The organism is Jingyaoa shaoxingensis (assembly GCF_014385005.1).
In the GTDB taxonomy this organism is placed as follows: Bacteria; Bacillota; Clostridia; order Lachnospirales; family Lachnospiraceae; genus Marvinbryantia; species Marvinbryantia shaoxingensis.
The window spans coordinates 59,710-71,263 of the sequence record NZ_JACRSZ010000018.1; the positions used below are offsets into that span (position 1 = coordinate 59,710).

The 11,554-nt window shown below is 43.0% G+C and carries 12 protein-coding genes; 1 reads left to right on the forward strand and 11 read right to left on the reverse strand.

Annotation, left to right across the window (positions count from 1 at the left end):
* Positions 1-29: 29 nt before the first annotated feature.
* From H8716_RS14745 to argC, 9 genes are all read right to left on the reverse strand, one after another.
* Positions 30-1,007, reverse strand: a complete 978-nt coding sequence (locus tag H8716_RS14745) for a GerMN domain-containing protein (protein WP_249309796.1) — start codon at positions 1,005-1,007, stop codon at positions 30-32.
* 78 nt (positions 1,008-1,085) lie between these two features.
* On the reverse strand, positions 1,086-2,534 hold the full coding sequence (locus H8716_RS14750) for a sensor histidine kinase (RefSeq protein WP_249309797.1): 1,449 nt from the start codon (positions 2,532-2,534) through the stop codon (positions 1,086-1,088).
* Positions 2,535-2,612: 78 nt separating this feature from the next.
* The gene (locus H8716_RS14755) at positions 2,613-3,302 is read right to left on the reverse strand and encodes a response regulator transcription factor (protein WP_249309798.1); all 690 of its coding nucleotides are present in this window, start codon (positions 3,300-3,302) and stop codon (positions 2,613-2,615) included.
* 11 nt (positions 3,303-3,313) lie between these two features.
* Positions 3,314-3,988, reverse strand: coding sequence for a helix-hairpin-helix domain-containing protein (locus tag H8716_RS14760; RefSeq protein ID WP_249309799.1), 675 nt, complete (start codon positions 3,986-3,988; stop codon positions 3,314-3,316).
* A gap of 125 nt (positions 3,989-4,113) precedes the next feature.
* On the reverse strand, positions 4,114-4,542 hold the full coding sequence (locus H8716_RS14765) for a DMT family transporter (protein WP_249309800.1): 429 nt from the start codon (positions 4,540-4,542) through the stop codon (positions 4,114-4,116).
* Positions 4,543-4,607: 65 nt separating this feature from the next.
* Positions 4,608-5,807, reverse strand: a complete 1,200-nt coding sequence (locus H8716_RS14770; RefSeq protein WP_249309801.1) for an aspartate aminotransferase family protein — start codon at positions 5,805-5,807, stop codon at positions 4,608-4,610.
* A gap of 11 nt (positions 5,808-5,818) precedes the next feature.
* A complete protein-coding gene (gene argB, locus H8716_RS14775; protein WP_249309802.1) occupies positions 5,819-6,700 on the reverse strand; it encodes an acetylglutamate kinase in 882 nt (293 codons plus the stop codon).
* Between the two features lie 27 nt (positions 6,701-6,727).
* Positions 6,728-7,186: a GNAT family N-acetyltransferase gene (locus tag H8716_RS14780; RefSeq protein ID WP_249309803.1), complete on the reverse strand. Its 459-nt coding sequence runs from the start codon at positions 7,184-7,186 to the stop codon at positions 6,728-6,730.
* A gap of 15 nt (positions 7,187-7,201) precedes the next feature.
* The gene (gene argC, locus H8716_RS14785; RefSeq protein ID WP_249309804.1) at positions 7,202-8,242 is read right to left on the reverse strand and encodes an N-acetyl-gamma-glutamyl-phosphate reductase; all 1,041 of its coding nucleotides are present in this window, start codon (positions 8,240-8,242) and stop codon (positions 7,202-7,204) included.
* A 284-nt stretch (positions 8,243-8,526) separates the two neighbouring features.
* Between argC and H8716_RS14790 the strand changes: the two genes are divergently transcribed.
* On the forward strand, positions 8,527-9,753 hold the full coding sequence (locus H8716_RS14790) for an argininosuccinate synthase (protein ID WP_249309805.1): 1,227 nt from the start codon (positions 8,527-8,529) through the stop codon (positions 9,751-9,753).
* A 312-nt stretch (positions 9,754-10,065) separates the two neighbouring features.
* Here H8716_RS14790 and H8716_RS14795 read toward each other — a convergent pair whose 3' ends face one another.
* The gene (locus H8716_RS14795; RefSeq protein ID WP_249309806.1) at positions 10,066-10,698 is read right to left on the reverse strand and encodes an endonuclease III domain-containing protein; all 633 of its coding nucleotides are present in this window, start codon (positions 10,696-10,698) and stop codon (positions 10,066-10,068) included.
* Between the two features lie 12 nt (positions 10,699-10,710).
* Positions 10,711-10,968 (reverse strand): HPr family phosphocarrier protein, encoded by a 258-nt coding sequence (locus H8716_RS14800; RefSeq protein ID WP_249309807.1) that lies wholly within the window; start codon positions 10,966-10,968, stop codon positions 10,711-10,713.
* Positions 10,969-11,554: the final 586 nt, after the last annotated feature.

Sequence of the window (11,554 nt, forward strand, 5' to 3'; positions counted from 1 at the left end):
TCACTTCGTGAACAATAACTTCATATCTTCTATAGTCCGATCTGAGGTTCTCCCAGATCTGTACTGTCCACAGAATCACTCTCTTCCATGGTACTGTCCTGCACCTCAATAATTTCACTGTTTCGATGAAATGGTCCTGCCAGACTTAATGAATCTCCAAAAACCACATCAGAACTTCCCTCTACCTGGAACTGTACCTTATCTACGCTCAGGTTATCACACAAAGTATCCACAACCGCATACAGAATCACTTCCGGCCTGGCCATATCTTTTGCGGTATCCAGAAATGCCTGATTGAGATTCAATGTGCAGGTTTTATCTTCCACCCAGATATCCAGCACCTTCACATTGTCATTCAGCACCGAACTTAGTCTGGTATTCATCGGCCCCGCAGTAAGCTGCTCCAGAATGACTTTCTCGATAACCGTATTCGTGGAATAATGCACATTCCTCATTTCTTTCACAATGTGGTCACCTGTCAGATTGGAAAAATACAGAGTCAGAGATGCATACTGGTATGAGTTAATACCTACCGGATTGTGTATAAAGGTTCCTCTGGTCATAGCCCCTACCGGTTCTCCCTTATGATCTCTTAACACATCGTCTCCCACATGAAATACAACTGTCTTCACATCCTGAAACTGGGTCACCCCTTCTACCAGCCCTGCCCGGAGCAGAACCTCCTGAATGGTACTCATATTATAATATTCTGAGTTAAAGGTTACCGTAAGCTGTCCTCCGGTCAGATCCAGTTCTTGTATCTCCAGCTTCTCCGGTACCAGACTGCTCTGCCCGTTTCCCTGCATGGTATCCTGCATCTTTTTCCACATTTCCTGGATACATGCAAGGGTATCGTCTCCCATAATCTGATATCCGGCTGACAACAGTGTATCTCCATCCTCATTGGTATAATATACCTGATATCCGGCAGAATCACCTTTTTTCTCAGCACATCCGCTCAGCAGAAGCATTGCCGCTGCAACCGTAAAAATTGTTTTTTTCTTCATATTCCCTTTCCTGCCTGCTTCACTTCTCATTATTTCGTGCCTGTTCAGTACCTTCACATTGAGTCCTGAATAGTTAAATTATTCCTGGTAAACCAGCGGTACGCGTACCGTAAATGTGGTTCCTTCTCCTTCTTCACTATATACCTTAATGATGCCGTGATGCATGAGAATTCCGCTTCTGGCAATGGCAAGTCCCAGACCTGTTCCTCCGATCTCTCTTGAATGAGACTTATCTACACGATAGAATCTCTCAAAAATGTGTTCCTGGTCTTCTTTAGGAATTCCAATTCCATTATCTTCCACTTTTACATAAAAATACTTATGGTCTGTATTGATGGATATCCTCACCCATCCGCCATCCTTATTGTATTTCACCGCATTTTCCATCAAATTAGACAGTGCAAGCGTCAGCTTTGTCTCATCAACTTCCGCAATCACAGGTTTGTAACTGTCCAGTGTCAGTTCAATATTACGCTTCTGGGCAATCGGTCGAAGGCGCTTCATAATCAGTTCAATCAGTTCATTGATATTGGTAGATTGAATGTTCACATCGGCTGCTTTCTTATCCATCTTCACCAGTGACAGGAGATCATTAATGATTTTATTTTCCCGCTCGATCTCTTCTGCAATGTCTCCCATAAATTCTCTGTACAGTTCTGCAGGTACATCTTCCTGCATCAGAAGGGAATCTGCCAATACTTTCATGGAAGTAATCGGTGTTTTCAGTTCGTGAGAGACATTGGATACGAATTCCTGTCTGGAATCATCCAGTGTCTTCATTCTGGCAAGCATCTGATTATATGCTTCAGACATCTCTCTGGTCTCTGTATAATCCAAAATCATAAGATCTCCATCCAGGAAACCACCACTTACCTTTTCCAGTGACTTGGTAACTCTCGCAAACGGCTTTACCAGATACCTGGAGAGATAGAATGCTGTAACGAGGACCACCAGCATCAGTACTGACTGCAGTACAAATACCTTTCGGCTCAGTTCTTCCTTGTTTTCAACAATATCTGCTGTCTCTGAACTGATAACCAGTGCACCAATCACCTGTTTATTCACCGATTCCCGAATCGGCAGAGCCAGTTCAATAAACTTGTACTCTCCGTCATGTGTCAGACTGGTTTCGTTCTTAAAACACTGTATAACTTCTCTGGATACCAGTGTCTTTCCTTCATCCAGATTAAAGGTATCCTTGATTACCTTAAACTCATCATCCACCACCACCATTCTGCCATTATAAAGCGTCGCAAGCTGATCCATCTCCGTCTCAAAAGCATCCAGCTGAAGATCATCTCCCTGAAGAGAATCTCCCATTCTGTCAGCAAAATTCTCGCACTGATTCTGGAGCATTTTTCCTCTCTGAATCAACGACTGATCCTGATAATTTTTCAGAATACTCATCTTCATCAGTAAAATCGGTGCAATCCCAACCACACATAAAATAATGAAAATCCGGAACTGCAGACTCTTCAGATACCGTTTTAATCCGATTTTTTCTATCAAGCTCTGTATTTTTTTCATCAAATTCTCCCGCTATTTTTTTCGACTTGTAAACAGAGGATAAAAAAGAGCTGATCACTCAGCCCTTCTCTTTTTCTCTTAATGCTGAAAATAATATCCGACGCCCCATTTGGTATGTACATACTTCGGTTCGCTTGGATTCACTTCAATCTTCTCCCTGAGTCTTCTGATATGTACATCCACTGTTCTGACATCCCCCGGATATTCGTATCCCCAGACAAGATCCAGCAGATTCTCTCTGCTGTATACCTTGTTCGGGTTAAATACCAGAAGTTCCAGAACATCGAATTCTTTTGCTGTAAGATTGATCTCTTTTCCGGCAATGCTGACACGTCTTCCCTCACAGTCCAGCATCAGATCACCCACTTCGATGGTCTTACTTTTGGCTTCTGTTGCTGCCGACTTGCTGGTTCTTCTCATGATCGCCTTGATCCGTGCCTTAACCTCAAGGATATTGAATGGCTTGGTAATATAGTCATCCGCACCATATTCCAGTCCCATGATCTTATCCATATCGTCACCTTTCGCAGTCAGCATTACCACCGGTACATTGGAAAATTCACGGATCTGCTGGCATACAGACAGTCCGTCTACCTTCGGCAGCATCAAATCCAGAAGCACTACATCGTATTCCTTCGCATGCACCATATTCAGTGCCTCTTCTCCATCATATGCACAGTCCACTTCCATGCTATCCTGTTCCAGACTGAACCGGATTCCTTTTACAATATTCTTCTCATCATCGACAACTAACACCTTTTTCGCCATCTGACTTCTCCTCACTTCACTACAATTTGATCTTTTATTTTCTGAAATGTCGATTCCTTGATGCCACTGACATTCATAATCTCTTCGATTGTCTGAAAACTCCCATGTTCCGTCCGATATGCGATGATATCCGCTGCTCTTGCCGCCCCGATTCCGGATAATGTCACCAGCTGCGTCTGATCTGCAGTGTTGATATTTATCGTGCCACTGCCTGTTTCTTCTGTCGTTGTCATGCCAATACCAGTCTGTACCGGCAGATCTACAGCTTCTTCTTTCGTATATACACGGACCTTCATTCCGTCTGTCACCTTCTCCGCCTGATTGAGTGCATTAAGATCTGCTTCTTCTGTCAGTCCCCCTGCCAGCTTCACCAGATCACAGATACGTGAGCCTTCTTCCAATCCATAGACTCCAGGATTCTCTACAGCTCCGCAGATATCTGCATACAACAATACCACCTGCTCTGTCTCCATAATATCCTTATTCGTGTCACTGTTCTTACCCGCCGTATTTTCCAGGCCGCTCTCTGTAGGCGATTCACCAGATAGCTCCGATTCCACCGCCTCTGTGAAAAACGATTCTTCCACCGTCTGCCAGACCACATCCTTCTCTGATGTGCCACAGCCGGTAAGACCAAGCATCGCTGCCAGCATGAAGCTGACAGCCTGTGACTTTCTCTTTTTCATCTAACCGCCCCTTCCGTTTTCGCCTCCGGGGCTTCCCTGAACATGATCGTACCAAGGTACAATCATTCACATTTTAACGAACTTTTCCATAAATTACAATAGTATTTTTTGTTTTTGTAACATTTTTATAATTCAAATGTAATAACTCCTGCTGCGGCAATAAGAAGTCCCAACAGCTTTCTCATGGAAAACGGCTGCTTCTCCATCCCGAAGATTCCTGCCAGTTCAATGAACCATGCCACAGTAAGCTGAGAAATCACAATCAGCATGGCTGCCTTTGCAGGCCCCAAACCATTCATACTCCAAATAACTGTTGCCGTAATAAATGCGCCAATCACACCGCCCAACAACACATACTTATCCGATATCTCAAACAGACTTCGAAAACTGGTTCTGTCACAGATCAGCCATGCAGCAAGACATACCAGCAAAGCTGTAAACTGCACAAATGATGCCGATACCCAGAGACTGGTCTGTTTTGTTACATCTGTATTAAAAACTCCCTGTATACTCATCAATGCACCGGATACCAGTGCCGCAATTACTCCAACCATAAAAAAACTCCTTTTTGATTTTAGTATAATCAAAAGGAGTTCCTTCTATTCTTTCGGTTTCGCTCTTATTTTAACAGTATATCTATAGTTTCTGATAATTTCTGAATATATTCATCTACATGCTGTTTCTCGATAATCAGCGGTGGCACCATACGAAGTACATCACTGCCTGCCGAGATCACAATCAGTCCGTGATTCAGTGCTTCTTTTGTGATATCTCCTACTTTCACACCATTGCCGATGACCAGCCCCTGCATCAACCCTTTTCCTCTTCTGGCTGTGATACAGTCATACTTCTGCATTAGTTCATCCAGTTTTTTTTCAAAATACGGTGCGATCTCATTCACATGTTCTATAATCTTTTCAGACTCAAACAGATCAAATACCTTAGATACCGCTGCACATGCAAATGGGTTGCCGCCGTAAGTAGTTCCATGATCACCCGGAACCAAGGAAGCCTTTGCTGTTTTCTCATTCAACACAAATGCTCCTACCGGAACCCCGCATCCCAGGGCCTTGGCTGTGGTCATGATATCCGGTGCTACACCATACTGCTGCCATGCAAACATGGAACCGGTACGTCCCATACCACACTGAATTTCATCCAGGATCAGCAGAATATCTTTTTCATCACAGATCTGTCGTACTTCCTTCAGGAATGCTGGATCTGCCGGATAGATACCGCCTTCTCCCTGTACCGTCTCCATAATAATAGCACAAGTCTTATCCGTGATCTGTGCCTTCACACTGGCAATATCATTAAAATCAGCGAACTTCACGCCGCCCATCAACGGACGAAATGCTTCCTGATAATGGAAATTACCGGTGACAGAAAGTGCACCCACACTCCTTCCATGAAAGGAATGATTCATAGCAATGATCTCATGATCTGCCTGTCCATCTTTAAGCCATGCATATTTTCTTGCTGCCTTGATGGCACCTTCGATTGCTTCTGCACCACTATTGGTAAAGAACACCTTGCTCATGCCACTGGCCTTAATCAGCTTTTCTGCCGCTTCTCCCATCGGTACATTATAATACAGGTTGGAAGTATGCATAACTTTGTCGATCTGGCTTTTCAGAGCTTCATCATATCCCGGATAATGATAACCAAGGGCATACACCGCGATTCCCGCTGCAAAATCCAGATATTCTTTTCCGTCAGTATCCTTCAGATACACACCGTTTCCGGATTCCAAAACCACCGGAAAACGGTTATAAGTATGCAGTACATACTGTTCCGTCTGTTCCATATATGCATTCATCTTTTCTACCTCTATTCCTCTTCATTATCTGCAATAATTGCAGTACCAACACCTTTATCTGTAAAGAATTCCAGAAGCAGGCAGTGCTCAATTCTGCCATCCAGAATATGTACCCTGGAAACACCGGATTTGATCGCATCCACACAGTTCTGAAGCTTCGGAAGCATACCGCCTCCCACATGTCCGCTGGCAAGGAATTTTTCTGTCTCGCTGACCGTCATACGGGAAATCAGTGTCTCTTTTCTTACCGGATCTTCATAAACGCCCTCGATATCTGTCAGGAATGCCAGCTTGGCCGCACCCATGGCAGATGCAATGGCACAGGCTGCATCATCGGCATTGATATTATAAGAATGATACTCATCATCTGATCCAATCGGACAGATTACCGGCACCAGATCATTTTCCAGCAGTTCTTCCAGAAGTCTGGTATTAACCTCTTTGATCTCTCCTACAAATCCAATATCCTGTCCCTTGGACAGTTTTTTCTCTACTCTCAAGGTTGTACCGTCTTTGCCACTGATGCCAACTGCATGGATACCTACCTTTTCCATCATGGATACAAGTCCCTTGTTGATCTTGTTCAGTACCATCTCTGCAATCTCCATGGTATCTTTATCAGTCACACGCAGACCGTTGACAAAATTCGTCTCCAGCCCCGCCTTGTTTACCCACTTGGTGATCTCCTTGCCGCCGCCATGTACGATAATCGGTCGGAAACCAACCAGCTTCAAAAGTGCCACATCACGAATCACACTCTTCTTCAGTTCATGATCCACCATGGCACTTCCGCCGTATTTGACTACAATAATCTTCCCACGAAATCTCTGTATATATGGAAGGGCTTCAATCAAGACCTCCGCTTTTTCCTGCCAGTTTTCCAGTGTTTCCATTTTGTTACTTCCTTTCCGTACCTGCATTTACTGATTAAATGCAGTGATGTTCTCTTCATTTAATGTAAAATCATAATAATTCAGATCTTCCCTTTTTGTCCATCCGATCTCTTTCCAGAATGCATTACCAATATCATTTTGTGTAAAAGCAATAAGACATACTTTATTGATCTGATCCTTCTTCAATGCCTGCATGGCAAATACTACCATAGACTTGCCGATCCCCTGCTTACGATACTCCGGGTGTACACACACATGATACAGACAGCCTCTTCTTCCGTCATGCCCGCATAAAATGCTGCCGATGATCTGACCGTCTTTCTCTGCAGCCACACTGCAGTCCGGATTCCGCTTCAGGAACCTCTCTACACCCTCTCTGGAATCGTCGATGCTTCTGATTCCAAATCCACTGATCTTCATCCACAGTGCATGCACCTGATCAAAATCTTCTATTTTCATTGCCCGAATCTTTATCTCTTCTGCCATAAGTCCTCTGCTTTCCTACGGGAACATTGGAACAAGATCCAGTCCCGTACTTTCTTCCAGTCCGAAGACCAGGTTCATATTCTGAACTGCCTGTCCGGCAGCTCCTTTAACCAGATTATCCAGTGCACCCATGACAATCACTCTGCCGGTACGCTCATCAATCTTAAAGTTCACATCTACATAATTGCTGCCTTCCACCCATTTGGTCTGTGGGCAGACATCTTTATCCAGCACACGGACAAACTTCTCTTTTTCGTAATATTTGTCATAGACAGCTTTTACTGTCTCATAAGATACCTTTTCTTTTAAAGACACATAAGCTGTCACCAGAATACCTCTGTTCATTGGAACCAGATGCGGAGTAAAGTTCAGTACAATCTCTTCTCCTGCCGCATATCCCAGCTGTTCTTCAATCTCAGGTGTATGTCTGTGAGTTGCCACTCCATAAGCCTTCATATTCTCATTGACTTCACAGAACAGATTGTCAAGCTTGGCTCCACGACCAGCTCCTGAAGTTCCTGATTTGGCATCAATGATAATCGTAGCCGGATCAATCAGCCCTTCTTTTACCAATGGATACAGGGATAAAATACTGCATGTGGTGTAGCATCCCGGATTGGCTACCAGTCTTGCCTTCTTAATATCTTCACGGTTGATCTCACACAGACCGTAAACTGCTTCTTTGATATATTCCGGTGACTTGTGTTCGATACCATACCATTTTTCGTATGTTTTTACATCTTTAATACGGAAGTCTGCACTTAAATCAATGACTTTTACCTTGGACAGAATCTCCTCATTGATCACAGATGCACAGAAGCCCTGCGGTGTTGCTGTAAAAATCACATCCACTTCTTCTGCCAGCTTATCCAGATTGTCGTCCTTGCATACATCTTCTACAATCTGAAACATATTACGGTAGATATCTGCGTATCTCTGATCAATGTAGCTTCTGGATCCGTACCATTTGATCTCTGCTTCCGGATGTCCCATTAATAATCTTACAATCTCTGCTCCCGCATAACCGGTAGCACCTATAATACCTGCTTTTATCATAACATTTTTTCCTTCCTATGATCTACCTGATTCTTTATCATACCTTTATTTTTCTCATATTTCAATAGACAGATTTTGTGTATTCATTTTGTCGTTGCATAATTATACATCTTTTCTGTATATTATGCAAGTATGTTTTTATATTTATGCATTTGTTCTTCTTTTTTCCTGTATAAATATGTAATATCGGCAAATTTGATATTGCAAACCTTCTTTAAATGATGTATAGTAAAACCTAGCTGAGCAAACATAACAGGTTTGTTACAAACAGGAGGATTTATAATATGAAAGAAAAAGTTATTCTGGCTTATTCAGGTGGTCTGGATACCACTGCTATGATTCCATGGTTAAAAGAGAATTTTGATTACGATGTTATCTGCTGTTGTGTAAACTGCGGACAGGGCAACGAACTGGATGGTCTGGATGAAAGAGCTAAATTATCCGGCGCTGCAAAATTATACATTGAAGATGTAACTGATGAATTCTGTGATGACGTCATCGTTCCATGTGTACAGGCAGGTGCTGTATACGAACACAAATATCTGCTTGGAACATCCATGGCAAGACCGGTTATCGCAAAACGTCTGGTAGAGATCGCAAGAAAAGAAGGTGCTACCACTATCTGCCATGGTGCTACCGGTAAAGGTAATGACCAGATCCGTTTCGAGCTGGCTATCAAGGCACTGGCTCCTGATCTGAAAGTTATCGCTCCTTGGAGAATGACAGATGTATGGACCATGCAGTCTCGTGAAGATGAGATTGAATTCTGTAAGAAGCACGGCATCGACCTTCCATTCGATATGAGCCACAGCTACAGCCGTGACCGCAACTTATGGCACATCAGCCATGAAGGTCTGGAACTGGAAGATCCTTCCAATGCACCAAACTATGAGCATATGCTGGTTCTTGGTGTGACACCTGAAAAGGCTCCGGATGAAGGTGAATATGTAACTATGACATTCGAAGAAGGTGTTCCAAAGACCATCAACGGAAAAGAGATGAAAGTATCTGATATCATCCGTGAACTGAACGCTCTGGGCGGTAAGCATGGTATCGGAATTGTAGATATTGTAGAAAACCGCGTGGTTGGTATGAAGTCCCGTGGTGTTTATGAAACTCCGGGCGGAACTATTCTTATGGAAGCACATGACCAGCTGGAAGAGCTGTGCCTGGATCGTGAAACTATGGAGACCAAGAAAAAACTTGGCAGCCAGTTAGCTCAGGTTGTATACGAAGGAAAATGGTTTACTCCACTGAGCGAAGCTCTTCAGGCATTCGTAAAGAGCACTCAGAAATATGTAACCGGTGAAGTAAAATTCAAGCTTTACAAGGGCAACATCATCAAAGCCGGTACTACTTCTCCATACAGCCTGTACAATGAATCTCTTGCTTCTTTCACAACTGGTGATATGTATGACCACAACGATGCAAGTGGATTTATCACACTGTTTGGTCTTCCATTAAAAGTTCGTGCCATGAAGCTCATGGAAGTAGAAAAAAATAAAAAATAAAGAGCAGTCCACCAGGAACGGCTCTTAAGGGCAGTGATTTCATGTAATTATGAAGTTGCTGCCTCTTTTTAGTCATGAACCACCAGTTCAACTGGTGGTTTGATTATGCCCCTATAAGGGGCCTATGCCTGCAACGCCTGAAAGGCGGATGCATCAAGCACTTATACAAATTAGCTCTTCATTTAACGCTATTCATTAAACTTTCTTTTTATAAAAAAATTCCCTATCAAAACTTAGTTCTATGATACGGAATCTTTTTATCTCTATTATTAATATAATCCTCAAAAAAATGAAACGGATATCGTTTATACATTAAATTTCTTTCTTGCAGATATCTGCCAGACAGCACCGGTCACAATACGGCTTCGTCCTTGCGGTACAGACTTCTCTTCCATGAATCACCAGCCTGTGGCAGAAATCACTTCCCTTTTCCGGAGGAATGATCTTCCACAAAGCCATCTCTACTTTCTTCGGCTCTTTGACATGGTCTACCAGACCAATGCGGTTGCAAAGTCTGATACAATGCGTATCTGTCACAATTGCCGGCTTCTGAAATACATCCCCCATGATCAGATTCGCACTTTTTCTTCCCACACCCGGAAGTTCCAGTAACTGTTCAAACTGATCCGGCACCTGATCCTGATATTTCTCATGAAGCATCTTCATACAGGCACTGATATCTCGTGCTTTACTTTTTCCCAGTCCACACGGTTTTACAATTGCTTCAATATCTGCCACATCAGCAGCTGCCAATGCTGAGACACTCGGATACTTTTCAAATAAGCCTTTTACTACTATGTTTACTCTCGCATCGGTGCACTGTGCCGCCAGACGGACGCTGACCAACAGCTTCCATGCTTCATTATAATCCAGTGTACATCCTGCATCCGGATATTCCTTTTCCAGTCGTTCTACGACTTCTAATGCCAGTTCTTCTGTTGTCATATCTCTATATCCTTATTCCAGATTCTGGAACGCTTCTGCCATATATTCCAGATCTTCTTCTTCATTCGCACCGGTACACCGAAGTTCTACTTCTGTTCCCTTCGCAATTGCCTTTGACACAATATTCAAAAGACTTTTTGCATTGATCACGGCACCTTCATATACAATCTCAACTTTTGATGTACAATGCTCTGCTGCCTTGGAAAGTCTTGCTGCAGGACGAACATGTAATCCGGATTTGTTTGTGATTTCAATTATTCTGCTTACCATATCCGCTTCCCCCAAATTTATTCATGAATAATCATCTTTTAATATACCAGAGTTTTCAATCTTCTTCAAGAAGCAGAATTGGGAAACTCTGGTATTTCCAGGTTTTTATCTGTTTATATTCAAGAATGCCGAGGCATTCTTGCTGCAAGATGCGCGTCATGCAAAGCATGACATATTTCTTTTGCGCATCTCTGCAATCCTGCCGGAGGCTATATCAGATGGGGGATTGACTCCCACCACTGATACTAATTTGCTCCTCTCCACCTAAAGGACGCCACTGAAAAACTGTTTTTACATACAATATATAGTAGCGCAAAACATATAAATATACTTTATCTTGTGCTACTTTGCGCAAAATAAGGACTTTTTCAGTGGCGTCCCTAAAGAGGTGGGAGTCATCTCACATCTGATATAAAAAAAGATCCAGAAAAATTTCTGAATCCTCTCTGAAACTTTATTAGAATTTATTGTACCTTCAAAACCGCATACGGTAAATACTTTTCATCCGTGTTTCCCAAACCTTTTGGAAGTTCTGTTCGCTTCGCTCCCAGAACGACCTTCCTGCTAAGTTCTGCCTTCGTCTTCC

Excerpts from the sequence above, each read along its gene's own strand:
- H8716_RS14760 (WP_249309799.1), bottom strand. The coding sequence starts at position 3,988 with ATGAAAAAGAGAAAGTCACAGGCTGTCAGCTTCATGCTGGCAGCGATG.
- H8716_RS14790 (WP_249309805.1), top strand. The coding sequence starts at position 8,527 with ATGAAAGAAAAAGTTATTCTGGCTTATTCAGGTGGTCTGGATACCACT.
- H8716_RS14745 (WP_249309796.1), bottom strand. The coding sequence starts at position 1,007 with ATGAAGAAAAAAACAATTTTTACGGTTGCAGCGGCAATGCTTCTGCTG.
- H8716_RS14795 (WP_249309806.1), bottom strand. The coding sequence starts at position 10,698 with ATGACAACAGAAGAACTGGCATTAGAAGTCGTAGAACGACTGGAAAAG.
- H8716_RS14750 (WP_249309797.1), bottom strand. The coding sequence starts at position 2,534 with ATGAAAAAAATACAGAGCTTGATAGAAAAAATCGGATTAAAACGGTAT.
- H8716_RS14770 (WP_249309801.1), bottom strand. The coding sequence starts at position 5,807 with ATGAATGCATATATGGAACAGACGGAACAGTATGTACTGCATACTTAT.
- H8716_RS14765 (WP_249309800.1), bottom strand. The coding sequence starts at position 4,542 with ATGGTTGGAGTAATTGCGGCACTGGTATCCGGTGCATTGATGAGTATA.
- argB (WP_249309802.1), bottom strand. The coding sequence starts at position 6,700 with ATGGAAACACTGGAAAACTGGCAGGAAAAAGCGGAGGTCTTGATTGAA.
- H8716_RS14755 (WP_249309798.1), bottom strand. The coding sequence starts at position 3,302 with ATGGCGAAAAAGGTGTTAGTTGTCGATGATGAGAAGAATATTGTAAAA.
- argC (WP_249309804.1), bottom strand. The coding sequence starts at position 8,242 with ATGATAAAAGCAGGTATTATAGGTGCTACCGGTTATGCGGGAGCAGAG.
- H8716_RS14800 (WP_249309807.1), bottom strand. The coding sequence starts at position 10,968 with ATGGTAAGCAGAATAATTGAAATCACAAACAAATCCGGATTACATGTT.
- H8716_RS14780 (WP_249309803.1), bottom strand. The coding sequence starts at position 7,186 with ATGGCAGAAGAGATAAAGATTCGGGCAATGAAAATAGAAGATTTTGAT.